The 22,587-nt window shown below is 65.0% G+C and carries 23 protein-coding genes; 10 read left to right on the forward strand and 13 right to left on the reverse strand.

Annotated elements, in window-relative coordinates; all coding sequences use genetic code 11:
• Nucleotides 1-302: 302 nt before the first annotated feature.
• Nucleotides 303-806 (reverse strand): DUF3617 domain-containing protein, encoded by a 504-nt coding sequence (locus A0J57_RS16335; protein ID WP_061937848.1) that lies wholly within the window; start codon nucleotides 804-806, stop codon nucleotides 303-305.
• A gap of 109 nt (nucleotides 807-915) precedes the next feature.
• Nucleotides 916-1,461 (reverse strand): DUF3617 domain-containing protein, encoded by a 546-nt coding sequence (locus A0J57_RS16340; RefSeq protein WP_048576805.1) that lies wholly within the window; start codon nucleotides 1,459-1,461, stop codon nucleotides 916-918.
• A gap of 341 nt (nucleotides 1,462-1,802) precedes the next feature.
• On the opposite strand from A0J57_RS16340, the gene uvrB reads away from it, so the two are divergent.
• Nucleotides 1,803-3,986: an excinuclease ABC subunit UvrB gene (uvrB, locus tag A0J57_RS16345; protein WP_025547489.1), complete on the forward strand. Its 2,184-nt coding sequence runs from the start codon at nucleotides 1,803-1,805 to the stop codon at nucleotides 3,984-3,986.
• A gap of 281 nt (nucleotides 3,987-4,267) precedes the next feature.
• Here the strand turns inward: uvrB and A0J57_RS16350 are convergent, their stop codons facing one another.
• The 4 genes from A0J57_RS16350 to A0J57_RS16365 all read right to left on the reverse strand — a co-directional run bounded on the left by A0J57_RS16350 (nucleotide 4,268) and on the right by A0J57_RS16365 (nucleotide 8,574).
• The gene (locus A0J57_RS16350) at nucleotides 4,268-5,632 is read right to left on the reverse strand and encodes a methyl-accepting chemotaxis protein (protein WP_025547487.1); all 1,365 of its coding nucleotides are present in this window, start codon (nucleotides 5,630-5,632) and stop codon (nucleotides 4,268-4,270) included.
• Nucleotides 5,633-5,728: 96 nt separating this feature from the next.
• On the reverse strand, nucleotides 5,729-6,646 hold the full coding sequence (locus A0J57_RS16355; protein WP_044660371.1) for a DMT family transporter: 918 nt from the start codon (nucleotides 6,644-6,646) through the stop codon (nucleotides 5,729-5,731).
• Nucleotide 6,647: 1 nt separating this feature from the next.
• Nucleotides 6,648-7,124: a DUF559 domain-containing protein gene (locus A0J57_RS27280; RefSeq protein ID WP_328587039.1), complete on the reverse strand. Its 477-nt coding sequence runs from the start codon at nucleotides 7,122-7,124 to the stop codon at nucleotides 6,648-6,650.
• Nucleotides 7,054-8,574 (reverse strand): fumarate hydratase, encoded by a 1,521-nt coding sequence (locus tag A0J57_RS16365; RefSeq protein ID WP_025547484.1) that lies wholly within the window; start codon nucleotides 8,572-8,574, stop codon nucleotides 7,054-7,056. The genes A0J57_RS27280 and A0J57_RS16365 overlap by 71 nt, the downstream gene beginning before the upstream one ends.
• A 128-nt stretch (nucleotides 8,575-8,702) precedes the next feature.
• On the opposite strand from A0J57_RS16365, the gene A0J57_RS16370 reads away from it, so the two are divergent.
• Entirely contained in the window at nucleotides 8,703-9,224 is a 522-nt protein-coding gene (locus A0J57_RS16370) for a hypothetical protein (RefSeq protein ID WP_061937854.1), read from the forward strand.
• Nucleotides 9,225-9,309: 85 nt separating this feature from the next.
• On the opposite strand, the gene A0J57_RS16375 is transcribed toward A0J57_RS16370, so the two are convergent.
• Entirely contained in the window at nucleotides 9,310-10,080 is a 771-nt protein-coding gene (locus tag A0J57_RS16375) for a CsgG/HfaB family protein (RefSeq protein ID WP_025547481.1), read from the reverse strand.
• A gap of 187 nt (nucleotides 10,081-10,267) precedes the next feature.
• Between A0J57_RS16375 and lepA the strand changes: the two genes are divergently transcribed.
• The gene (gene lepA / locus A0J57_RS16380) at nucleotides 10,268-12,073 is read left to right on the forward strand and encodes a translation elongation factor 4 (protein ID WP_061937857.1); all 1,806 of its coding nucleotides are present in this window, start codon (nucleotides 10,268-10,270) and stop codon (nucleotides 12,071-12,073) included.
• A 50-nt stretch (nucleotides 12,074-12,123) separates the two neighbouring features.
• On the opposite strand, the gene A0J57_RS16385 is transcribed toward lepA, so the two are convergent.
• On the reverse strand, nucleotides 12,124-12,513 hold the full coding sequence (locus A0J57_RS16385; RefSeq protein WP_061937860.1) for a type II toxin-antitoxin system death-on-curing family toxin: 390 nt from the start codon (nucleotides 12,511-12,513) through the stop codon (nucleotides 12,124-12,126).
• A gap of 3 nt (nucleotides 12,514-12,516) precedes the next feature.
• Nucleotides 12,517-12,744, reverse strand: a complete 228-nt coding sequence (locus A0J57_RS16390) for an AbrB/MazE/SpoVT family DNA-binding domain-containing protein (protein ID WP_025547477.1) — start codon at nucleotides 12,742-12,744, stop codon at nucleotides 12,517-12,519.
• A 102-nt stretch (nucleotides 12,745-12,846) separates the two neighbouring features.
• Here A0J57_RS16390 and A0J57_RS16395 point away from each other — a divergent pair, with 102 nt between their 5' ends.
• Entirely contained in the window at nucleotides 12,847-13,233 is a 387-nt protein-coding gene (locus tag A0J57_RS16395) for a PH domain-containing protein (RefSeq protein ID WP_025547475.1), read from the forward strand.
• 171 nt (nucleotides 13,234-13,404) lie between these two features.
• A complete protein-coding gene (locus tag A0J57_RS16400; protein WP_025547473.1) occupies nucleotides 13,405-14,088 on the forward strand; it encodes a hypothetical protein in 684 nt (227 codons plus the stop codon).
• Nucleotides 14,089-14,145: 57 nt separating this feature from the next.
• Here A0J57_RS16400 and A0J57_RS16405 read toward each other — a convergent pair whose 3' ends face one another.
• The 3 genes from A0J57_RS16405 to rnd form a co-directional block, all read right to left on the reverse strand.
• Nucleotides 14,146-14,550, reverse strand: a complete 405-nt coding sequence (locus A0J57_RS16405) for a DUF1801 domain-containing protein (protein ID WP_061937863.1) — start codon at nucleotides 14,548-14,550, stop codon at nucleotides 14,146-14,148.
• A 209-nt stretch (nucleotides 14,551-14,759) separates the two neighbouring features.
• On the reverse strand, nucleotides 14,760-15,056 hold the full coding sequence (locus A0J57_RS16410) for an I78 family peptidase inhibitor (RefSeq protein WP_082718713.1): 297 nt from the start codon (nucleotides 15,054-15,056) through the stop codon (nucleotides 14,760-14,762).
• A 13-nt stretch (nucleotides 15,057-15,069) separates the two neighbouring features.
• Nucleotides 15,070-16,236, reverse strand: coding sequence for a ribonuclease D (gene rnd / locus A0J57_RS16415; protein ID WP_025547468.1), 1,167 nt, complete (start codon nucleotides 16,234-16,236; stop codon nucleotides 15,070-15,072).
• Between the two features lie 128 nt (nucleotides 16,237-16,364).
• On the opposite strand from rnd, the gene aspS reads away from it, so the two are divergent.
• From aspS to A0J57_RS16440, 5 genes are all read left to right on the forward strand, one after another.
• Entirely contained in the window at nucleotides 16,365-18,149 is a 1,785-nt protein-coding gene (gene aspS, locus A0J57_RS16420; RefSeq protein WP_061937866.1) for an aspartate--tRNA ligase, read from the forward strand.
• 83 nt (nucleotides 18,150-18,232) lie between these two features.
• A complete protein-coding gene (locus A0J57_RS16425; protein ID WP_082718714.1) occupies nucleotides 18,233-19,615 on the forward strand; it encodes an APC family permease in 1,383 nt (460 codons plus the stop codon).
• A complete protein-coding gene (locus A0J57_RS16430; protein ID WP_025547463.1) occupies nucleotides 19,612-20,394 on the forward strand; it encodes a polyphosphate kinase 2 family protein in 783 nt (260 codons plus the stop codon). Before A0J57_RS16425 ends, A0J57_RS16430 begins: the two co-directional genes overlap by 4 nt.
• A gap of 141 nt (nucleotides 20,395-20,535) precedes the next feature.
• Nucleotides 20,536-21,792, forward strand: a complete 1,257-nt coding sequence (locus A0J57_RS16435; RefSeq protein WP_328587040.1) for a methyl-accepting chemotaxis protein — start codon at nucleotides 20,536-20,538, stop codon at nucleotides 21,790-21,792.
• A gap of 67 nt (nucleotides 21,793-21,859) precedes the next feature.
• A complete protein-coding gene (locus tag A0J57_RS16440; RefSeq protein ID WP_025547459.1) occupies nucleotides 21,860-22,045 on the forward strand; it encodes a hypothetical protein in 186 nt (61 codons plus the stop codon).
• A 38-nt stretch (nucleotides 22,046-22,083) separates the two neighbouring features.
• On the opposite strand, the gene greB is transcribed toward A0J57_RS16440, so the two are convergent.
• Nucleotides 22,084-22,569, reverse strand: coding sequence for a transcription elongation factor GreB (gene greB, locus A0J57_RS16445; protein WP_025547457.1), 486 nt, complete (start codon nucleotides 22,567-22,569; stop codon nucleotides 22,084-22,086).
• Nucleotides 22,570-22,587 lie beyond the last annotated feature (18 nt).

Consider the following 22,587-nt stretch of genomic DNA (forward strand, 5'->3'; position numbering starts at 1 on the left):
GAAGGACGCGACCCAAGATGCGCTCCGGGGTCCATCGAACATGGCGCAGTCTTGCCCATTCGTCGCGGCAGCATGTTCGCCCCCATGCTGCTCTCGGCCCGCCCCTTATCCGCCGCTCTCGATCCGTAATTCCATCGCCTCGGAAAGCATCCCCGCGCTTGCGATAATGGCCGGCAGCCTTCGATCGCCGCGAGGGCCGCGCGCCATGCTCCGAAAGGCCGGAGATCCCGCGAAAGGAAGGCGCTGCGCCGGCGGGCTTTGCGGACCGGGCACAGTTGGAGAACCCCGCCCGGTCCTTATCGTCACGCCTTGGTGCATTCCCCTGCACGCTTGCCGGTGACGTCATGGGTGGTGCGCAGCACGGGCTGGCCGCCCTCGGTCCTCGTCATGGTGCTGCCCAGCGTCAGCGTATCGGCGGTGAAATTGCCCTCCAGCACGATTTCGGATGTGCCCTTGCCGGATGTGCAGCTCAGCGTAGCGATCAGACGCCCCTTGCGGATCAGCTTGTCCTTGTAGGTGCAGTTCCTGCCCTCATCCCCGGCGAGAGCATTGGCGTCCGGCACGCCGGCGGCATCGACGGCGATGCAGGTCTTGTCCTCGCTCACCTGTTTCAGCGCGGCCTGATATTCGGCCGGGGTGACTGTGGGGGTATTATAGCCGGTTGTCTTGCGCGTCAGCGCCCATTCGCCCGCTTTCATGACGATCGGCGCTTCGGTCGTTTCGGGCGCGGGTTCCGGCTTGCTGCCGCAGGCGGCCAAGCCGAGAGCAAGCCCAAGCGGCAAGGCCGCCAGCGCGAATTTCTGCATATCCTCTCCCCTGTTCTCTGTTGGAACCGGTGCAGGCTCGCGCCAAGCCGTGCAAAGCGCAAGAGGAATCTGCTATCGCCTGCAGGCGCTTCGCTCACATCGCCCGCCCTTACTTCTCCGCGCAGGTCGTGCCGATCCACTTGCCGCTGGTCCTGGCCTTCATGCTCATGTTCATGCCATTGGGCGCACCGGTCATCTTCATGTCCATGTGCATCTCATAGCTTTCGGGCGCATAGCTGCCGGACATGACGGCGTTCATCGTGCCGCCCTGTGACTTGCAGCTTATCTCGCCCTTCACGGAACCGCCGCTGGCGTCGAAGCCCTTGTAGGCGCAATCCTTGTTCTCCTGCCCCGAGAACATCTTGCCGCTGGGGTTGGCGGCTTCCTCCGGCGAGACGCAATATTTGATCGAGGTGCGGCTCATCATCTTCTTCATCTGCTCTTTCATCTGGTCGCCGCCGCCGGGCATGTTCGGCATGTCGATGTCCTCCAGCTCATAGCTGCCCTCCCACTGGCCGGGCTTGAGCTGGACCTTCTGCACTTCCTGACGGACCTCCTCGCGGGTTTGCGGCTCGCTCGCCTTCTTTTCGCCGCACGCCGCGAGCAGGGCGGTCGCTCCCGTCAGGCCGATCAGGATGGAGAGTGTCGGACGCATAAGCTTTTCTCCCTGTTTCCACGCCGTTTAGGGCGCGACCATATCAAGGGAGGGGGAGGATACAATGCGGAATGGGCAAGCCATATGTTCTTTATTTGTTCTAATTCTGATGCTATGCGTGTTCGACAATCGGGTGAGCGTTGATGGACTGGGAAGATGGAGAAGGGCCTACTTCGGCTCTTCGCGCGCCAGGGTGACCAGCCGGCGGTCTATCCGTCGCCGTCCGAAGGGCTGTTCGAACCGAAGCCCTGAAAGGGCGGAGGCGTACGGCTTTGCCGCTTCCCGGCACAAGAGAGCGTGAAGCCGATTGCGTCTCAAGCCAAAGGCCCCATATTCCGCTTATGTCTATCCAGATCCGCACCACGCTGGACGAGCCGGAGACCGGCGAAGGCTTCGTCCCCCACCGCCCCGCGCGCCCGGAAAAGAGCGAGGGTGGCAGGCCGTTCAAACTGGTGTCGGACTATGAGCCGTCGGGCGATCAGCCGACCGCCATAGCCGAACTGGTGGAAACCGCGCTGGCTGGCGAGAAGGACCAGGTGCTGCTGGGCGTCACCGGATCGGGCAAGACCTTCACCATGGCGAAGGTGATCGAGGCGTTGCAGCGGCCCGCTCTGGTGCTGGCGCCCAACAAGATACTGGCCGCGCAGCTTTATGGGGAGTTCAAGAGCTTCTTCCCGGAAAACGCCGTCGAATATTTCGTCAGCTATTACGACTATTACCAGCCCGAAGCCTATGTGCCGCGCTCCGACACCTATATCGAGAAGGAGTCGAGCGTGAACGAGGCGATCGACCGGATGCGCCATTCGGCCACGCGTGCGCTGCTGGAACGCGACGATGTGCTGATCGTGGCGTCGGTGTCCTGCCTCTACGGCATCGGCTCGGTCGAAACCTATTCGGCCATGACCTTCGCGATGAAGAAGGGGCAGGTCGAGGACCAGCGGGAGATCATCCGAAAGCTGGTCGCGCTCCAGTACAAGCGCAACGACGCGGCGTTCGCGCGCGGCAATTTCCGGGTGAAGGGCGACAATCTGGAGATTTTCCCGTCGCACTATGAGGACACCGCCTGGCGGGTCAGCTTCTTCGGCAATGAGATAGAGGACATTGTCGAATTCGACCCGCTGACCGGCAAGAAGGTCGCGAGCCTGGACTTTGTGAAGGTCTTTCCCAATTCGCACCACGTGACGCCGGGCCCGACGCTGAAGCAGGCGATGGAGGCGATCCGCTTCGAACTGGCGGAGCGGCTGAAGGAATTGCAGGCCGAGGGCAAGCTGCTGGAGGCGCAGCGGCTGGAGCAGCGGACCAATTTCGACCTGGAGATGATCGCTGCCACCGGCTCCTGCGCGGGGATCGAAAATTATTCGCGTTTCCTGACCGGCCGTCTGCCGGGCGAGCCGCCGCCGACGCTGTTCGAATATCTGCCGGAAAATGCGCTGCTGTTCGTGGACGAAAGCCACCAGACCGTGCCCCAGATCGGGGCGATGGCGCGGGGCGACCATCGGCGGAAGATCACGCTGGCCGAATATGGCTTCCGCCTGCCGAGCTGCATCGACAACCGGCCCTTGCGCTTCAACGAATGGGACGCGATGCGGCCGCAGACGGTCAGCGTCTCCGCAACGCCCGGGTCGTGGGAGATGGAGCAGACCGGCGGCACCTTCTCCGAACAGGTGATCCGCCCGACCGGCCTTATCGACCCGCCTGTCGAGATCAAGCCGGTGGAGGACCAGGTGGACGACCTGATCCATGAGGCGAAGGAGACGGCGAAGAAAGGCTATCGCACGCTGGTCACGACGCTCACCAAGCGCATGGCCGAGGATCTGACCGAGTTCATGCATGAGGCGGGGATCAAGGTCCGCTACATGCACAGCGATGTCGAGACGCTGGAGCGCATAGAGCTGATCCGCGACCTGCGGCTGGGGGTCTATGACGTGCTGGTGGGCATCAACCTGCTGCGCGAGGGGCTGGACATCCCCGAATGCGGGCTGGTCGCGATCCTCGACGCGGACAAGGAGGGCTTTTTGCGCTCCGAAACCTCGCTCATCCAGACGATCGGGCGCGCGGCGCGCAATGTCGAGGGACGGGTGATCCTCTATGCCGACCGCGTCACCGGATCGATGGAGCGGGCGCTCAACGAGACGTCGCGCCGCCGCGAGAAGCAGATGGCCTATAATCTGGAACATGGCATCACGCCCACCACGATCAAGCGCAACATCGGCGACATCATCGCCCATGTCGCGTCGAAGGATCAGGTGACGGTGGACACCGGGCTGGAGGACAGGCCGCACCTCGTCGGCCACAATCTGCGCGCCTATATTGAGGATCTGGAAAAGCAGATGCGGGCCGCGGCGGCGGACCTGGAGTTCGAGGAGGCCGGACGCATCCGGGACGAAATCCGCAAGCTGGAGGCGGAAGAGCTTGGCCTGCCCGCCGGGCAGCAGGTGGCGGCGCCGCGAGGACGGGCGACCGAGGGCAAGCCGGGAACGCGCAAACTGCGCTACGGGAAGGTGCAGAAGAAGTTCGGACGTTAGGGGCCGGGGAACCGTCCGCTTCTTGTTCGAACCCGCCATGCTCCTCGAAGGCGCTCGAACAAGACGCATGGTTCGTCAGAGCGCGGTTCCGCCGTCTGTGGACCATTGCACCGTGGAAACTGGGCTCCCGCCTTCGCAGGAGCACTTTGTGCCTCAAGAATAGCGGAATGGCCGCGATCCACCCGCCTTCCGTAGATCATGGCGTTTGAACGGGGCTTCCATACGCCGCTCCCTCTTCCGAACGCGGCGAAGGCCGCTCCCGACCCTTCAGGCCGAAAATCTCACCTGTCCTGGTCCTGATAGGCCATTTGCAAAATCCCCCAATGCCGTCCTCGAACATGGATGGAGGCGATGACCTGCTTCAGCAATATGACCTCACCCACGGCGTTCAGCCGCCGATAGGCCTTGATGCAGAAGGGTTGGGTGATCCTGCACTGCTCGCGCGTGTCGGGGAAGTCGAAGATCAGGCCCTGGCGCGAATATTCGAAATTCCAGTTGTCGTCGCCCGGCCGCTGCGGATGCGACCGTTCCGGCATCGCGACCGCGCCGAAGCTGTTGCGGTCGGTGAAGGTCATGCCGAACAGCCCTGGAAAGACGCGCGCCCTTTCCTGCTGCACCCGCGCAGCGGGGATCAGCACCGGCTGGACCGGATGGCTATATTGAACCGGCTGCGTGCCGGGGATCGGCATGTAGGATTCGCTGAACAATTCGCTTTCCGTCAGCCGGCCCTCGACAACGGCCAGTTCCAGCGCGTCGCTTACCGCCTGCGCGGCATCCAGGCAGAAATCGATATAGGGCGTATCGGGAATCTCCACGCCGCTTTCCGCCACCAGTTGCAGCAGTCGGTTGGTGTCGTCGCTGGCAGTGGAGATGCGGCCGGACAGTCTTTGCAGGCCCCCCGCATTGTCGGTGGAGGTGCTCGCCAGCGCCGCCAGCCCACCGCGGATCTCGCCCGCCGATCCGACGATGGAGGCGATGCGTTCGGCCACCCCCTCGCTGTTGCTGGACAGGTCTTCCATCAGCGCGCCGAGCCGTTCGACCAGCAGTTCGATATTCTTGGTGTCGTTAAGCGCCGTTCGCGCGGTTTCCGCGCCGTGGACGATGCCCTCCAGCATCTTGCCCGCCTCGCCGGTCAGCGCTCCGATGGACTGATCGATGGTCTGGGTGGCGGTCGCGGTTTCCTGCGCCAGCTTCTTGACCTCTGCGGCCACCACGGCGAAGCCGCGCCCGGCATCGCCTGCGCGCGCCGCCTCTATGGTCGCGTTGAGCGCCAGCAAATTGGTCTGGCTGGCGATGCCGCTGATCACGCTGGTGACATGGGCGACGGTCTTCAACGCCTCGCGAAAGCCGTCAAGCTGTGCGTGGACGCTGCTCACCCGCTCGATCAGGTCGACGAAATTGCTGTTGGCGTCCGACAATTGGCGCCCGGAATCCTGGATGATGCTCCGCGCGGCCACAGCCTTTTCGCGCGCATCCTGTCCCGCCAGCGACACGCTTTCGCCATCCCGGGAAAGCTGCGCCGCCGCGCCGCTGATCGCCTCGATCGTGCGGGCCTGATTGGTGACGCGATCCGCCAGCTCGCTGATGTCCGCCTGCAGATCGAGCGTGCGGATGCCCAGGTCGCCGGACAGCTTGGCCACCTTCATCACCGCCTGTTCGACGTTCCGGGTTCTTGCCTGGTTTTCCACGCCGTCCGGGCTATCGGACGTTGGTAAAATATCCGTTATCGATGCGGTGGGCCGTTACAGCGCGCCAGTCAGCGCCAGCACGACGCCGGTGGCCACCAGCACCAGCCCCATGACCTCGCTCTGCTTCATCCGTTCGCCCAGGTAGAAATGACCGAAGCCCAGGGTGAAGGCGACCTCCACCTGCCCGACGATCCGCACCAGCGCGACCGGCGCAGTCGCAAAGCCGGTGAACCAGCATGCCGAACCGAGGGCGGACAACAGCCCGACCTGCCCCGAAATGCGCCAGCCGTGCAGCACCTTGCGCATTTCGCCGGGCTCGCGCAGCAGCAGGAAGCCGCCCTGCATCACCGTCTGCATGGCGACCGTCACGACCAGCACGATCAGCGCGGCCAGGACCGGGTCCGCGTTCGCGCCACCGGCGTCCACCTCCTGCGTTCCCCGCCGGATGGCGATCGCGGTCAGCGCAAAGAAGAAGCCCGAGGCGATGCCGCACAGCGCGGCCGGTTGCCCCAGCGCGCGGAGGAAGCCGGGCTTTTTGCCGCCGACCGACAGCAGCATGATGCCCGCCACGCCGCAGCCGATCCCTGCCCAGGCCAAGGGGGGCAGACGCTCCCCCATCAGCAGGAAGGAGAGGATGGCCCCCTGCACCGCCTCCGTCTTGGAATAAGCCGTGCCGACGACGAAATTGCGATGGGCGAAGGCCATGATCAGCAAATTGGTCGCGACGATCTGCGCCAGTCCGCCCCCCAGGCAGAACAGCAGGAACGATGGATCGGGCGAGGGGAGCGGGCCGGGATAGATCAGCCGATAGCCCGCCAGCAGCATCAGCGCGAAGGGCAGGCCGTAGAGATAGCGCACCAGACCCGCCGCGTTGACGGACAGTTCCTTGCTGACCCGGCGCTGCACCGCCGTCCGCCAGGCCTGCGTCGCTCCCGCCAGCAGCGTCGCCGGAAGCCAGATGGGAAACGCCATCCTAGTCCTTCCCGGGATGGTGGAGGGGAAATGCGCGACCGTGGTGCAGGATGTGCCGCGCCACATCGTCGAAATCCCGGATTATGTCATGAGCCTTGATCCAGAGCACCCTAACCCCCTGAAAACGCCGCCATCTGCTACGCTGGGCATCCTGCGCCATCTGCTCAGCATGGTCATGAAAGCCGCTGTCCAGCTCCATAGCCAACCGGACAGAGGCGCAGTGGAATCCAGCACAAAAGCCCGACCGGATGCTGTTCACAGCGCGATTTCGGGTGCGCCAAAGCGCGCCGCAATTCCCGCGCCTGCGACGATCCTTCCATTCGGCTGCCTTGCGCCGATTCCCCGCCGCCATCTGCTTCGCAAACGGTCCCCCTCCCCATCTCCCGACGGGGAGGATCGGGCGAGCCTCACACCCCTTCGAGAAGGCCTTCCTTCTTGATCTTCTCCTGCCACACCAGCGGGGCGAGACGGTGGACATTCTGGCCTTCGCTGTCGACGGCTACGGTGACGGGCATGTCCTGCACCTCGAACTCGTAGATCGCTTCCATGCCCAGGTCTTCGAAGCCGACCACCTTGGCCGCCTTGATCGCCCGCGCCACCAGATAGGCCGCGCCGCCGACCGCCATCAGATAGGCGCTCTTATGCTTGGCAATGCTGTCGGTCGCCGCCGGGCCGCGCTCCGCCTTGCCGACGCAGGCCGCGAGGCCCTGTTCCAGCATCATGTCCATGAACTTGTCCATGCGGGTCGCCGTGGTCGGACCGGCCGGGCCCACCACCTCGTCGCGCACCGGATCGACCGGGCCGACATAATAGATGACGCGACCCTTGAAATCGACCGGCAGTTCCTCGCCGCGGCTCAGCATGTCCTGGATGCGCTTGTGCGCCGCGTCACGCCCGGTCAGCATCTTGCCGTTGAGCAGCAGGCGGTCGCCATGCTTCCAGCTCTGCACCACTTCCGGCGTAAGCGTGTCGAGGTCGACGCGGATCGCCTCCTTGCTCGGCTTCCAGTCGACCTGCGGCCATTCCGAAATCTTCGGCGCCTCCAGATAGGCGGGACCCGAGCCGTCGAGCGTGAAATGCGCATGGCGGGTCGCCGCGCAATTGGGGATCATCGCCACCGGCTTGCCCGCCGCATGGCAGGGATAGTCGTAGATCTTGACGTCCAGCACGGTGGCGAGGCCACCCAGCCCCTGCGCGCCGATGCCGAGCGCGTTGACCTTGTCGAAAATCTCGATGCGCAGCTTCTCGATCTCGTTCTGCGGTCCGCGCGCCTTCAATTCGCCCATGTCGATGGGCTCCATCAGCGATTCCTTGGCCAGCGCCACGGCCTTTTCCGCCGTGCCGCCGATGCCGATGCCCAGCATGCCGGGCGGGCACCAGCCCGCGCCCATCTGCGGCACCATCTCCAGCACCCAGTCGACGATCGAATCGCTGGGGTTCATCATCTTGAACTTGGTCTTGTTCTCCGACCCGCCGCCCTTGGCCGCGACGTCGACGATGACCTTGTCGCCCGGCACCATCTCGACATTCAGCACGCAGGGCGTGTTGTCCTTCGTATTGACGCGCGAAAAGGCGGGGTCCTTCAGGATCGAGGCGCGCAGGCGGTTCTCCGGGTTCAGATAGGCGCGGCGCACGCCTTCATCCACGACCTCCTGCATGGAGCGGCTGTTATCGTCCAGCCGGCAGTCCATGCCCCATTTGATGAAGACGTTGACGATGCCGGTGTCCTGGCAGATCGGGCGATGCCCCTCCGCGCACATGCGGCTGTTGGTCAGGATCTGGGCGATGGCGTCCTTCGCCGCCGGATTGGCCTCCGCTTCATAGGCTTTGCCCAGTGCGCGGATATAATCCATCGGATGATAATAGCTGATGAACTGGAGCGCGTCGGCCACGCTCTCGATCAGATCGGCGGTCTTGATGACGGTCATCTACCCTGGTCCCTAATCTAAGGCCCGCCCCGCACGGCGGGTCCATGCAGGGGAGCGGCTAGTAGGGAATCGCGCGTGAGTCCAGTAGCGGCAGGGAGCCGGCCGCCTGTCCCGGGCGTTTCCCGCCCATGCCCCGCGCGCTCAAGACCTATCGCACCGCCATCGGCTTTCACGACGCCTATGTCGCCGCGCCCAGCCAGAAGGCGGCGCTGGAGGCCTGGGGCGCCGACGCCAATCTCTTCGCCCGCGGCGTGGCGGAGGTCGTGACCGATCCGGCCCTCATGGCCGAGCCGCTCGCCCATCCAGGCCAGGTCATCAGGCGCCCGCGCGGTTCCATGGCGGAACATCTCGCCGCGCTGCCTGAGGAGAAGCCCGCAAGCCCCAGAAAGGCGAAGGCGCGCGGCGCGGCCAGGCCCAGGCCCAGGCCCCGCCCCGACCGCGCACCGCTGGAGGCGGCGGAGGAGGCATTGGCGGCTCTCGACCGGCAGCAGGAAGCGGAGCGCCGTCAACTGGCCCGCCGCGAAGCCGCCCTTCGGCGCGCGCGTCAGGACCTGGAAAAACGGCATCAAGCCGAAAGGCACCCGCTGGAGAAAGCCCGCGACGCAGCGGCAAAACGCTATGAACGGGCGCTCAGGACATGGGAAGGCTAGAATATCGCGCAGCAGGATGGCGAGACCAGTGAAAAAAAGGCGCCACCGGAAGCTCCGGCAGCGCCCTTCCCTTCAAAACCGTCCTTTATTGTGCGCGGGGCGCCGCTGCGGCCGCATTGGCGGGCAGGCCGCCAAGCTGCGTCACCAGCTTGGTATAGGCGTCGAGATAGGCGAGCACGATCACCTGCCCGATCTCCGTATTCTGGTAGCCGCCGCCGCCGGCCGCGGCGAAGCCGCCCCACCAGCCGGCGCCGCCGCCGCCGCCGAAGCTCAGGTCCGACTTGCGCGCATAGCCCTCCGTCAGCGCCTCTTCCTCGGTCGTGCGGGCGTTGACGATGGAGAGCGTCACATTGGCCTCGCTCTTCTTGACCGAAATGCCGCCCGCCAGCGCGCCGAAGGTCCGGCCGCCCAGGAAGCCGCCGAGCATGCCGCCCAGCGCATTGCCGCCTGAATTCTTGTTGGAGGAGACGATGTCGGGCTGCAGATAATAATCCGCCGCCTTCACCTGGCCCTTGCCCAGATTGGACCCCGCCTGCAATTCGCCGGAGTCCGCCATGGCGCGTTCCATATTGCGGCTGGCCATGGCGCGGCCGCGGTTGACGATGCCGAAGCAGCCCGACTGCTGGATGAACACCTTGAGGATCGCCTCCGGGCTGCCCAGGTTCAGCTCACGCCACCACTGGTTGTCCGGCTCGACGATGGCCACCGTGCCGAGGCGCCGGGTGCAATGAGGAATTTCGGCGGTTTTCTTGGCCTGCTGCTGCCGGGCGGACGAGCCCTTGTCAGCGGCCATCGCCGGAGAAGCCGCGACAGCCAGACCGGCTGCGGCAGCGACGAACTTCGCGAACACACGCATTGTCATGCACCCCTGAAAGTTGCTGAAGTCGTTTTGATTTTGTGGCGCCCCGATATTTGCACCATGCTCTAGCACAACCGCGCGGGCGCGCAAGTAATGCGAACGGTTATCACCGCCATAGCCTTAACGGGCATGGGATGTGCGAGCCTGCTGACAGGCCCTCAAATGGCTGCTATCGGCGCGGGCCATGACCGATCTCTCGCACATCCGCAATTTCTCGATCATCGCCCATATCGACCATGGCAAGTCGACCCTGGCCGACCGCCTTATCCAGCGCACCGGCGGCCTGACCGACCGGGAAATGTCGGCGCAGGTGCTCGACAACATGGATATCGAGAAGGAGCGCGGCATCACCATCAAGGCGCAGACCGTGCGCCTCGACTATGTCGCGAAGAATGGCGAGACCTATGAACTGAACCTGATGGACACGCCGGGCCATGTCGACTTCGCCTATGAGGTGAGCCGTTCGCTCGCAGCCTGCGAGGGCGCGTTGCTGGTGGTCGACGCCGCGCAGGGCGTCGAGGCGCAGACGCTGGCGAATGTCTATCAGTCGATCGAGCATGACCATGAGATCGTGCCCGTCATCAACAAGATCGACCTGCCCGCCGCCGAGCCGGAGAAGGTGAAGGCCGAGATCGAGGAGGTGATCGGCCTCGACGCATCGGAAGCCGTGCTGGCGAGCGCCAAGGCAGGCATCGGCATCGATGACATATTGGAAGCCGTGGTCGCCAAGATCCCCGCGCCCAAGGGCGACCGGGACGCGCCGCTGGAGGCGATGCTGGTCGATAGCTGGTACGACCCCTATCTGGGCGTCGTCATCCTGGTGCGCGTCGTCAACGGCGTCATCAAGAAGGGCCAGAACATCAAGTTCATGATCGGCGGCACCGAGCATCTGATCGACCGCGTCGGCTGTTTCCGGCCGAAGATCGAGCAACTGGGCGAACTGGGGCCGGGCGAGATCGGCTTCATCACCGCGCAGATCAAGGACATCAGCCAGACCCGCGTCGGCGACACCATCACCACGGTCAAGAATCCGGCGAAGGAACCGCTGCCCGGCTTCAAGGAAGTGCAGCCGGTGGTGTTCTGCGGCCTGTTCCCGGTCGACGCCAATGATTTCGAGAAGCTGCGCGAATCGATTTCCAAGCTGCGGCTGAACGACGCCAGCTTCTCCTTCGAGATGGAGACATCGGCCGCGCTGGGCTTCGGCTTCCGCTGCGGCTTCCTGGGCCTGCTGCATCTGGAGATCATTCAGGAGCGGCTGAGCCGGGAATATGATCTGGACCTCATCACCACCGCGCCTTCGGTGGTGTACGAGATTCACATGAATGACGGGACGGTCCGGCATCTGCACAACCCCGCCGACATGCCCGACGCCAACCATATCGACTATATCGAGGAGCCGTGGATCGAGGCGGTGATCTACTGCCCCGACGAATATCTGGGTTCGATCCTGAAGCTCTGCCAGGACCGGCGGGGTATCCAGAAGAACCTGACCTATGTCGGCGGGCGCGCGCAGGTGACCTATGAACTGCCGCTCAACGAGGTGGTGTTCGATTTCTACGACCGGCTGAAGTCGATCAGCCGCGGCTATGCCAGCTTCGACTATCATCAGATCGGGGCGCGGGAAGGCGACCTCGTCAAGATGAGCATCCTCGTCAACAATGAGCCGGTGGACGCGCTCAGCATGATCGTCCACCGGGGCACCGCCGAATCACGCGGGCGCGGCATGTGCGAGCGGTTGAAGGACCTGATCCCCCGCCACCTGTTCAAGATTCCGATCCAGGCGGCGATCGGCGGCAAGGTGATCGCCCGCGAGACCATCGCGGCGATGCGCAAGGATGTGACCGCCAAATGCTATGGCGGCGACATCACCCGCAAGAAGAAGCTGCTGGAGAAGCAGAAGGAGGGCAAGAAGCGGATGCGCGAATATGGGTCCGTCCAGATCCCCCAGGAAGCCTTCATCGCCGCGCTGCGCATGGGGGATGAGAACTGAGGCTCCTGCCGGTGCAGGAGTACGCTATTCCTGTCCGAACGAAAGGGACTTCATTCCGCCGCCAGATGGTCTCGAAACCAGGCGGTGGTTTCCTCCTCGCTCAGTTCTCCGGCCGCGAGAGCCAGGAAGGCTACTACCAACTCGGCGTCGGTGGCCGTCAGCACATAGCCGTTCAGCGCCAGGAAGGTTTCGCTGACAACTGCGGCGGTGCGCTTGTTGCCGTCGACAAAGGGATGGTTGCGCGCAATGCCATAGGCATAGGCAGCCGCCAGTTCCGCGGCATCGGGTTCATGATAGGCCGCCAGATTCTGCGGGCGTGCCATGGCGCTTTCCAGCAGGCCTGCGTCGCGCACGCCTTCACCGCCGCCATGTTCGGCCAACTGTTCGGCATGCGCCGCCATCGCCACTTCGGCGCTGACCCAGACCCAATTGCGGGACATGGTTTATTTCGCAAGCTCGCGCAGCGCGCGTTTGCGGCGCTGCATGACCTCCCGCGCTGCCGCCATCTGAGCGTCGAAATCGGGTTCGGCTGCGCTTAATTCGATGCCGCGCGGCGTGGTGACGACCGACAGGGTCTCGCCGACGCCGACATTGAGATGCGCCAGCACCTCCTTGGGCAGGATGACCCCGGCGGAATTGCCGATCTTCGTGATCTTGAGCGGTGTGTTCATACGGATGTTATAACCATTATCCGGTCGCAGCGCAAGTCCGGCGGCCTTGACGGCGGCGGGGCGTCCATGGTCAATGCTCACGACCAACCGCAGGGGACCGGCATGAGCGAGACATGGCTGTATGACGAGCATCCCGCGATGTTCCGCGCGCATCCCTTCCTGTTCATCCTCCTGCTGATCTCTGTCGTCGGCATCCTCGCCATCGGCGTGTGGTGGGTGTTGCACAAGGGGGAGCGGCTGGCGCTTTCCGACCGGGAAGTGCTACTGGAACGGGGCCTTCTGGCCAAGCAGCGGACGGAGATCGCGCTTTCCAGCATCCGCAGCGTGCGCATCACCCAGACGTTGGGCCAGCGCATCTTCAACGTCGGCAATGTGGAACTGTTCAGCGCCGGGGACATGGCGGAAATCGCGATCAGGTCCATGCCGCGGCCCGACCGCATCCGGGCGATCGCGGCTTCGCGCAATCTCGACCTGCTGCCCCAGCGGTAGGAGAATGGTGAACAGCCTCTTGACTTGTCCGCATTTATTTCAACGATAGTGCAATAGCGAGAAGGGGTGCTTTGGAGCGCCCACGGCCAGCAGGAAGGACGCCGGAGGAACGCCGGTCCGCAGTGGCGCGGGCAGGTGAGCAAGGGGTCGTCGTGCATGGGCTTGCGTGTGATGCCGTCGCTGCCAGAACTGACCGCGCAGCAGCAGGACGAAGTGCGTCAGGCTTGCGGTTTCGCCTGCGTCCGCTGTGGCGTGACCATCTACCGCTATCTTCGCTTGCCCGAAAGTCATGGGGTGACGCTGCTCTGCCCCACCTGCCATGGGCTGGTGGAGGAAGGGCGCCTGACGCCGATGCAGGTGCAGGGCTTCCATGCCAATCCCGTCGTGCGGCAGCGCCATTTCGCGCGGGACCGCCTGCCCTTCTCGCCGGAATTGCCGACGCTGATCATGGGCGGCTCGCAATTGCTGAGGGACACGCCGATCCCGCTGACGCTGGAGGGGGAGCCGATCCTGATCTTCGCGCCGCCGCGCCGAAGCAACGGCGCGACCCGCATCAGCGTGCGCATGGGTGGCCCCGATGGCGAGCCGGTGCAGGTCGTGAACGGCAATGAGTGGATGCCGACGGACGGTAGCTGGCACTTCCTGCTGCGCGGCGACCGCTACAGCATGATGGCGGCGCGGGGCGAAGGGCTGGCGGTGCTGCGCATCGTGGCGCGCAACCGCATTGCCGTCGAGCATCTGCGCACCACGATCAGGGGGCGGCGGCTGGAAGTGACGCCCGACTGGCTGGAGATCGACGGGAAGCGTTATGTCGGGCGGATCGGCAGCGGGACGCTGATCGGGCTGGAATGTTGATGGGGCGTGGGCGGCGCTGTAGTCTGATCCGTTGGTTATGGGCGCGCCGCTCTTCCATTATTCAGATGTCATCTGACTTTTCTTCCTCAGCCTGCTCATGTTGAGCGCCACGGCGGCGCGAATCAGCGCCTTGAACGCGTCGGCGTCGATTGTCTCGCCTTCCCTTATGTCGATGGCGCGGCGCACATTGCCGTCCAGGCTGGCGTTGAACAGGCCTGCCGGGTCCTCCAGCGAAGCGCCCTTCGCGAAGGTCAGCTTGACCACCGCCTTGTAGCTTTCCCCGGTGCAGAGGATGCCGCCATGCGACCAGACCGGGACGCCCCGCCATTTCCATTCCTCGACCGCCTGCGGATCGGCTTCCCTGATCAGCGCGCGGACATGGGCAAGCGTTTCTCCCCGCCAATCGCTGAGTTCCGCGATGCGCCGGTCGATCAGCGCGGAGGGAGAGTCAGTGTCGTTCATCGGGCCGCTCCTCTTGCCCGGCACCCTAAACGGATCGCAACGAAACGGGAATGGCGTAGCGATGGTGCCAGAAGGGGCCTGCCTCCCCGCCCCACCGCTACGCCGCCCTTTGGGGACCACCCGTGGGGCTGGCCGCCCGCGATCAGGGGGATCGCGACCGGCGCCGGATGGGATACGGCTGTGCGGTAAGGTTTATTCCATTGCGATCCTCAGCCGCAGCGCGCGGTCGTGATCGCCATCTTCCCGTCATAGCTGACGGTCAACCGGTCCGGGCGGAAATCCATTGTCATCGCCATGCCCGGCGCGCCCCAGCGCAGCGTGCGCGCGCCTGAAAGCCTGAGCAACTCGGCGCCGGTCGCCGCGCTGGCGGTCTGGCCGATGAAGCGGTCCAGCCCCTCGTCGCGGCATGGTCCTTCGGCGGTGTGCGGCGGCGTGGCGGGGCCTTCGCCGTTCGCGCCGGCGCAGGCGGCAAGCAGGGAGAGAAGGGGAAGCATGGCGGTTCGCATCCGTCCTGAACTCCTATTGCGTGCGGGTCATCTTGAGGCGACCATTCTTGACCGCGAAGGCCAGGCGGCCCTCGACCAAGTCGACCGCATCGCGGCCGAACTGTTCATAGCGCCAGCCTTCCAGGATCGCGAGGTCTTCCCGCACGCCGGCCGCCAGCGCGTCGATGTCGTCGCTGCGGGCGATGAGGCGCGCGGCGACATTGATGTCGCGCGAACGGATTTTCAGCAGCAGCTTCAGAAGGTCCGCCACCAGCGCGCCATCCTTGCCCAGGCCCGGCCGCTTGGGGTCGCGCTCCGGCATTTCCTCCTTGGCCAGCGGCTTGTGCGCGGCAAGGGCGAGCATCAGCCGATTGCCGATGTCGTTGGTCTTCCAGGTGGCCGACAGGCCGCGCACCTTGCCCAGATCCTCCTGCGTGCGCGGCGGGTGGCTGGCGATGTCGGCCAGCGTCTCGTCCTTGACGATGCGGCCGCGTGGCAGATTCTTGTCCTGCGCCTCCATCTCGCGCCATGCCGCCAGCGCCTTCAGGCGGCCCAGCACATCGGCCTTGCGGCTGGCGATGCGGACGCGTTGCCAGGCCTCGTCGGGCCTGTTCTCATAGTTGGAGGGATCGCTGATCCGCTCCATCTCCTGATCCAGCCAGTCGCCACGGCCGGTCCGGCGCAGTTCCTCCAGCATCTTGGGGAATATCTGGATCAGATAGGTGACGTCGCCGATCGCATAATCGATCTGCCGCTTGTCGAGCGGCCGGCGCGCCCAGTCGGTGAAGCGCGCGCCCTTGTCGAGCTGCACGCCCAGCCAGGCGTCGACCAGATTGCCGTAGCCGATCTGTTCGCCCAGCCCCAGCGCCATCGCCGCGATCTGCGTGTCGAACATCGGATGGGGGGTCTTGCCGGTCAGGTTGTAGATGATCTCCAGGTCCTGACCGCCCGCATGGAAGACCTTCAGCACATCCTCATTGTCGACCATCAGGTCGAGCAGGGGCGAAAGGTCGAGGCCGGGCGCCTTGGGGTCGATGGCCGCCGCCTCATGCTCGTCCGCGACCTGCACCAGGCAGAGATCGGGCCAATAGCTGTTTTCGCGCATGAATTCGGTATCGACCGCGATATAGGGCGATTTGGCGATCCGGGCGCAGAATTGGGCGAGAGTCTTGCTGTCGGTAATCAGCGGATGGATTTGCATATGGTCTTCGATCTTATTATGGGCTGGCCCGTCGCGCACGGGCTCGTCAATGCTTGACAGGACTGCCCATAGCGGCGCTGCAACAATTTGTCATTTCCGTAAAACGAAGCTGAAAGACCAAAAACGCCATGCATGCCTATCGCACCCACACCTGCGGCGCCCTTACGACGGCGGAGGTCGGCAATGAGGTGCGGGTGTCCGGCTGGGTGCATCGCAAGCGGGATCATGGCGACCTGGTGTTCATCGACCTGCGCGACCATTATGGCATGGTGCAGATCGTCACCGAGGTGGATGGGCCGGTGTTCAGGGTGATCGAGTCGCTGCGGGCCGAAAGCGTCGTGACCGTGACGGGCAAGGTCGTCGCCCGGGCGAAGGAAGCGGTGAACCCCAACCTGCCGACCGGCGAGATCGAGATTCGCGCGCTGGACGCGGTGGTGCTGTCCGCCGCCGCCGACCTGCCGCTGCCAGTGGCTGGCGAGCAGGAATATCCGGAGGACATCCGCCTGCGCTATCGTTTCCTCGATCTGCGGCGTGAGACGCTGCACGCGAACATCATCAAGCGGACGAAGATCATCTCCGACATGCGCCGCCGCATGGAGGATGCAGGATTCACCGAATATTCGACGCCGATCCTGACGGCGTCGAGCCCCGAAGGCGCACGAGACTTTCTGGTGCCGAGCCGCATCCATGCGGGGAAATTCTACGCCCTGCCGCAGGCGCCGCAGCAATATAAGCAGTTGCTGATGGTCGCGGGCTTCGACCGCTATTTCCAGATCGCGCCCTGCTTCCGCGACGAGGACCCCCGCGCCGACCGCCTGCCGGGCGAATTCTACCAGTTGGACCTGGAGATGAGCTTCGTCACCCAGGAAGACGTCTGGAACACCATGGAGCCGGTGATCGCGCAGGTGTTCGAGGCGTTCGCCGACGGCAGGCCGGTGACGCCAGCGGGCAGCTTCCCGCGCATCCCCCATGCCGAGGCGATGCTGAAATATGGGTCGGACAAGCCCGACCTGCGCAACCCGATCCTGATCAGCGATGTGACCGAGCATTTCCATGGCAGCGGCTTCGGCATCTTCGCTTCGCTGGTGGAGAGCGGCAGCGTGATCCGCGCTATTCCCGCACCGGGCGCAGGCGCGGGCAGCCGGAAATTCTTCGACGACATGAACAATTGGGCGCGCAGCGAAGGCTATTCGGGCCTTGGCTATATCAACATCAAGGACGGCGTGCCCGGCGGTCCCATCGCCAAGAACCATGGCGAGGAACGGACGGCGAAGCTGATCGAGGCGCTGGGCCTTGGCCCCAATGACGGCGTCTTCTTCGCGGCGGGCAAGGAAAGCCAGGCGGCCAAGCTGGCCGGGCTGGCGCGCATCCGCGTGGGCGAGCAGCTCGACCTGATCGACAGGGATCGTTTCGAACTGTGCTGGATCGTCGACTTCCCCTTCTACGAATATGACGAGGATGAGAAGAAGATCGATTTCGCGCACAACCCCTTCTCCATGCCGCAGGGGGGATTGGATGCGCTGGAGCATCAGGACCCGCTGAGCCTCAAGGCCTATCAATATGACATGGTCTGCAACGGCTATGAAATCGCCTCGGGATCGATCCGCAACCAGTCGCCGGAACTGATGGTCAAGGCGTTCGAGAAGGTGGGCCTCAGCCAGGCCGATGTGGAGGAGCGCTTCGGCGGCCTCTATCGCGCGTTCCAATATGGCGCGCCGCCCCATGGCGGCATGGCGGCGGGCGTGGACCGCATCGTGATGCTGCTTTGCGGGGCGCAGAACCTGCGCGAGATCACGCTGTTCCCGATGAACCAGCGCGCGGAAGACCTGCTGATGGGGGCGCCCAGCCCGGCGGAGTTCAAGCAGTTGCGCGAACTGCACATCCGCGTCGTGGAGCCGCAGGCGAAGGCCTGATTCCCCCACCTCCGTTCGCCCTGAGCGAGAGGCTTGCACTCTCGCTGAACCTTCGATGTAAGGACGGGCAGGGGGGACAGGCCATGCTCGACGAACAGATGTTGCCGGACAAACCGCCGGCCCTGGCGCGCAGCCTGGGCGTGGCGGGCGTCCTGTTCCTGACCCTGTCCGCGACCACCCCGGCATCCTCCGTCTTCGTCATCATACCCGGCATGTTGCAGGAGGCCGGGACCGGCGCGATCTGGGCGATGATCCTCGCCAGCCTGATCTGCGTCACCACCGCCTTCATCTATGCCGAACTCTCCTCCGCCTGGCCGGTGGCGGGCGGGGAATATGTCGCGGTGGCGCAGACGCTGGGGCCGATGGCCGGTTTCGTCATGCTGGGCGTCAATGTCTTCAACAATGTGCTCTTCCCGCCTGTCGCGGCGCTGGGCATCGCATCGGTCATGGCGACGGTGGTGCCGGGCCTGCCCGCCGTGCCGGTCGCGGTGGCGGTGATGATCGGATCGACGCTGGTCGCGATCCTCAATATCCGCGTGAATGCGGTCATCACCGGGCTGTTCCTGCTGGTCGAACTGGCAGCCGTGGCCGTGGTGATGGTGCTGGGCTTTGCCGACCATGCGCGGCCGGCGCTGGAATTCCTGACCCATCCGGTGGTGGCAGCGACGGGGCAGGGCTTCGTCCCGGCCAGCGCCGCCTCCATCGGGGTGGCGACGACCATCGCGATCTTCGCGCTCAACGGCTATGGCATGGCGGTCTATTTCGGGGAGGAGATGCATGAGGCGCCCAGACGGATCGCCGGAACCATCCTCGCCGCCCTGGGCCTGGCGCTGCTGTTCGAAGGCGTGCCCTTGCTCGCGCTGCTGCTGGCGAGGATCGACCTTGCGACCCTGCTGACCGTCGACGATCCCTTTGGCCTGCTGGTGCGGCAGCGGGGGAGCGCCGGCCTTTCGGCGCTGGTGTCGGTCGGCATCGTGCTTGCGATCGTGAACGCGATTATCGCCTGCGTGCTGGCCTGCGCCCGCTTCTTCTATTCGACCGGGCGGGACCGGGCCTGGATTCCGCGCATCGACGACTGGCTGGTGGCGATCCATCCGCGCTTCGATTCGCCCTGGATCGGGACGCTGATCGTCGGCGGGATGGGAACGCTCGCCTGCTTCCTGCCGCTATCCATGCTGCTGGTGCTGAACGGCACCGGGCTGGTGGCGATCTATGGCGGCATCGCGCTGGCCGCCATGGCCGGGCGGCGCAGCGGGGCGAGCGCCCATGCGCCCTATCGCATGCCGCTTTATCCGCTTGCGCCGGTCGTCACCCTGCTCGCGCTGGCCTATGTGGTCTGGACCAGCTGGCTCGATGCCGGGGAGGGGCGGCCCGGCCTGATTGCAACCGCCGCCCAGATTGCGGATTCGGTGCTTTGGTATAAGCTCGTGCTTTGCCGCCGGGGCCAGTGGAAGGTGCAGACATGACCATCGACCTTGCCGATTATGAGAAGGGCGCGACGTTCAAGGGCGATTATGAGGCGAAGCTGGCCGAATTGCAGGAGCGGCTCGCCAAGATCCAGGTCGCGCACATCATCCACGACCGGCGCAGCGTCATCCTGCTGGAGGGGTGGGATGCGGCGGGCAAGGGCGGCATCATCAAGCGCATGACCGCCGACTGGGACCCGCGCTATTACAAGGTCCACCCCATTTCCGCCCCGACGGAGGAGGAGCGCGACCGGCACTTCCTCTGGCGTTTCTGGACGCGGCTGCCGGCTGGGCGCAACATCGCGATCTTCGACCGGAGCTGGTATGGCCGGGTGCTGGTCGAGCGGGTCGAGGGCTTCTGTTCGAAGGGCGAATGGAAGCGCGCCTATGAAGAGATCAACGCCTTCGAGAGGCAGCAGGTCGACGCCGGGACCAACATCGTCAAGCTGTTCGTCCACATCACGCAAGAGACGCAGGACGAACAGCTCGCCCAGCGGCTCGACACGCCGTGGAAGCGGTGGAAGACCGGCGCGGACGATTATCGCAACCGCGCAAGGCGGGCCGATTATCTGGACGCTATGCACGACATGTTCCGCAAGACCGACACCAAGGTGGCGCCCTGGCATGCCATCGACAATAATCACCGTCGGGCGGGTCGGATCGCGGCGCTCTCCTATGTCGCCAAGCGATTGGAAAAGCTGGTGCCGATGGATTTTCCGGAAGCCGATCCGGAGGTGGTGAAGCTGGCCGCCAAGGCCTACGGCTATAGGGTTCCGTAAGAAATCAATAAAAATCAACATCTTGTAACAAAATTGTCATCAAAATCTAACGGCTCATTTACCATTATGGGCTTAACCGGCCCTATGTACGCACCCCCAATGCTAGATCGATCCCTGGACCATTTGGCCGGTCCGCTCCTCATGACGCCCAGCCCGGCGATCCGGCTGGGGCGGCCGCTCAGCGAGGCGGTCGATCATTTCCAGCATGACCCGGCGCTGCGGCTGCTGCCGGTACTCGATGCTGCCGACAGGCCCGTGGGAGCGATCTACGAATGCGACATGCGGCGCATCCTGTTCAATCCCTTCGGCCATGCCCTGTTGCGCAATCCCAGCTTCGGTGGGCGGCTGGACGATCATGTCCGGCACTGCGCGACGGTCGAGCGGCGCGCCAGCATCGAGGCGCTGATCGACCTCTATGCCGCGCAGGGGCAGGGCTGCGAAGGCCTGATCGTGGTGGACGGGGATCGCTATGCGGGGGTCGCGGGTGGGCAGCTTCTGCTCCGGCTGGCGGCGGAGCGGGACGCGCGGGTGGCGCTGGCGAGGGTCGAGCGGCTGGAACGGGTGACGCGGGAGAGCGCGACGTTCCGGGCCGATGTCCAGGCGTTGACAGGGGACATGGTGGCGATGGCGGACATGCTGTCGCGTCTGGCCGAAGATGCGGCGGAACGGTCCGCGCATAACGGGCATGCGTCGGCCGGCATGGCGGTGGCGGCGGCGCAGACCGCCGACAATCTGGCCGGCATCGCCGTGTCCGGGCGGGAACTGGGGCTGCTGTTCCAGGCGATGGAGGATGAAGTGCGCGAGGCGGGGGCCGCCATTCGCGCCGCCGTCGACCAGACGCAATCGGGTGCGGCGCAGACAAGGATGCTGAGCGCGCAGGCCGACGGGATCGGGGAAGTGACCGCGCTGATCGACGCGATTGCGCGAGCGACGACGACGCTGGCGCTCAATGCCGGGATAGAGGCGGCGCGGGCCGGGGACGCCGGGCGGGGCTTTGCCGTGGTCGCGCGGGAGGTCAAGACGCTGGCGGGCCAGACACGCGATGCGGCGGCGGAGATTGCGCGGCGGATCGACCATATCCGCGCGACCGTCGGCCATGTCGCGCAGGGCCATGCGCATATGGATGCAGCGATCGCGACGGCGGATCGGCTTTCGGCCTCCGTCTTTACGGCGGTGGCGCGGCATGGCGCATTCAGCCGGGCGATTGCGGACAGCGTGGCGGAGGCGGGCGAGGCGAGCGGGCATGTCCGCGCCAGCGCCAGTCAGATCAGCGTCAATGCGGGGGCAGCGGTGGCCGATGCGCAGGCGATGCGCGACGCGGCGAGCCGCCTGTCGGAAGAGGCGCATCGGCTGGATGACCGCGCCAGCGCCTTCATCCGCGCAATTCAGGCCGCCTGAAGGGAAAAGGGCTGGCTTCGGGCGGAATTCGGGTTAGGCTCTCCTTCCAGAAAGAAGGAGAGGATGCATGCTCGTCATGTTCGTGGGCGCCGACCGGACCGAAACCGCCGTCAATGCCGCGCAGGTCACCTTCGTGTCATCGGTGACGGACGGCACCCGCATCCGCTTCGGAGAGGGACGCAGCGTCACCGTGATCGAGCCGATCGCCGAGGTGATGGAGCGGCTCAACGTGATATTGCGGCGGGACGATTAGCGGGCTGCTCCGGCGGTTTGTCTTGGCATGGCCGATCATCACGCCGGATAGCTGATCGCCATCACTTCATATTCCCGCTCGCCCGCGGGCAGCACCACGCGGCGCAGGTCGCCCACGGCAGCGCCGCGCAGGGCGCGGGCGATGGGCGTACTCCAGCCGATGCGGCCGGCGGCGGCGTCCGTCTCGTCATTGCCGACCAGCGTGACGGTGCGGTGGTTGTCGTCCTCGTCCGCGATGGTGACGGTGGCGCCGAAATAGACCTTGCTCTTGTCGGGCTGCTGGCGCGGGTCGACGACCCTGGCGTCCTTCATCTTGCGCGAGAGGCGCTTCAACTGGCCGTCAATCTCGCGCATCCGCTTGCGGCCGTAGAGATAGTCGCCATTTTCGCTGCGGTCGCCATTGCCCGCCGCCCAGCTTACCACTTCCACGATCTTCGGGCGCTCGACTCCCAGCAGCTGGTCATATTCGGCGCGCAGCTTCGCGAAACCTTCCGGAGTGATATAGTTGGGATGGGGAGTGCTCATGCCCCGCCCATAGCGCAA

The sequence above is a fragment of the Sphingobium sp. 22B genome, from assembly GCF_001580035.1.
Taxonomy (GTDB): domain Bacteria; phylum Pseudomonadota; class Alphaproteobacteria; order Sphingomonadales; family Sphingomonadaceae; genus Sphingobium; species Sphingobium fuliginis.

Excerpts from the sequence above, each read along its gene's own strand:
- A0J57_RS16335 (WP_061937848.1), bottom strand. The coding sequence starts at position 806 with ATGCAGAAATTCGCGCTGGCGGCCTTGCCGCTTGGGCTTGCTCTCGGC.
- A0J57_RS16340 (WP_048576805.1), bottom strand. The coding sequence starts at position 1,461 with ATGCGTCCGACACTCTCCATCCTGATCGGCCTGACGGGAGCGACCGCC.
- uvrB (WP_025547489.1), top strand. The coding sequence starts at position 1,803 with ATGTCTATCCAGATCCGCACCACGCTGGACGAGCCGGAGACCGGCGAA.
- A0J57_RS16350 (WP_025547487.1), bottom strand. The coding sequence starts at position 5,632 with ATGAAGGTGGCCAAGCTGTCCGGCGACCTGGGCATCCGCACGCTCGAT.
- A0J57_RS16355 (WP_044660371.1), bottom strand. The coding sequence starts at position 6,646 with ATGGCGTTTCCCATCTGGCTTCCGGCGACGCTGCTGGCGGGAGCGACG.
- A0J57_RS27280 (WP_328587039.1), bottom strand. The coding sequence starts at position 7,124 with ATGTCCACCGTCTCGCCCCGCTGGTGTGGCAGGAGAAGATCAAGAAGG.
- A0J57_RS16365 (WP_025547484.1), bottom strand. The coding sequence starts at position 8,574 with ATGACCGTCATCAAGACCGCCGATCTGATCGAGAGCGTGGCCGACGCG.
- A0J57_RS16370 (WP_061937854.1), top strand. The coding sequence starts at position 8,703 with ATGCCCCGCGCGCTCAAGACCTATCGCACCGCCATCGGCTTTCACGAC.
- A0J57_RS16375 (WP_025547481.1), bottom strand. The coding sequence starts at position 10,080 with ATGCGTGTGTTCGCGAAGTTCGTCGCTGCCGCAGCCGGTCTGGCTGTC.
- lepA (WP_061937857.1), top strand. The coding sequence starts at position 10,268 with ATGACCGATCTCTCGCACATCCGCAATTTCTCGATCATCGCCCATATC.
- A0J57_RS16385 (WP_061937860.1), bottom strand. The coding sequence starts at position 12,513 with ATGTCCCGCAATTGGGTCTGGGTCAGCGCCGAAGTGGCGATGGCGGCG.
- A0J57_RS16390 (WP_025547477.1), bottom strand. The coding sequence starts at position 12,744 with ATGAACACACCGCTCAAGATCACGAAGATCGGCAATTCCGCCGGGGTC.
- A0J57_RS16395 (WP_025547475.1), top strand. The coding sequence starts at position 12,847 with ATGAGCGAGACATGGCTGTATGACGAGCATCCCGCGATGTTCCGCGCG.
- A0J57_RS16400 (WP_025547473.1), top strand. The coding sequence starts at position 13,405 with ATGCCGTCGCTGCCAGAACTGACCGCGCAGCAGCAGGACGAAGTGCGT.
- A0J57_RS16405 (WP_061937863.1), bottom strand. The coding sequence starts at position 14,550 with ATGAACGACACTGACTCTCCCTCCGCGCTGATCGACCGGCGCATCGCG.
- A0J57_RS16410 (WP_082718713.1), bottom strand. The coding sequence starts at position 15,056 with ATGCGAACCGCCATGCTTCCCCTTCTCTCCCTGCTTGCCGCCTGCGCC.
- rnd (WP_025547468.1), bottom strand. The coding sequence starts at position 16,236 with ATGCAAATCCATCCGCTGATTACCGACAGCAAGACTCTCGCCCAATTC.
- aspS (WP_061937866.1), top strand. The coding sequence starts at position 16,365 with ATGCATGCCTATCGCACCCACACCTGCGGCGCCCTTACGACGGCGGAG.
- A0J57_RS16425 (WP_082718714.1), top strand. The coding sequence starts at position 18,233 with ATGCTCGACGAACAGATGTTGCCGGACAAACCGCCGGCCCTGGCGCGC.
- A0J57_RS16430 (WP_025547463.1), top strand. The coding sequence starts at position 19,612 with ATGACCATCGACCTTGCCGATTATGAGAAGGGCGCGACGTTCAAGGGC.
- A0J57_RS16435 (WP_328587040.1), top strand. The coding sequence starts at position 20,536 with ATGACGCCCAGCCCGGCGATCCGGCTGGGGCGGCCGCTCAGCGAGGCG.
- A0J57_RS16440 (WP_025547459.1), top strand. The coding sequence starts at position 21,860 with ATGCTCGTCATGTTCGTGGGCGCCGACCGGACCGAAACCGCCGTCAAT.
- greB (WP_025547457.1), bottom strand. The coding sequence starts at position 22,569 with ATGAGCACTCCCCATCCCAACTATATCACTCCGGAAGGTTTCGCGAAG.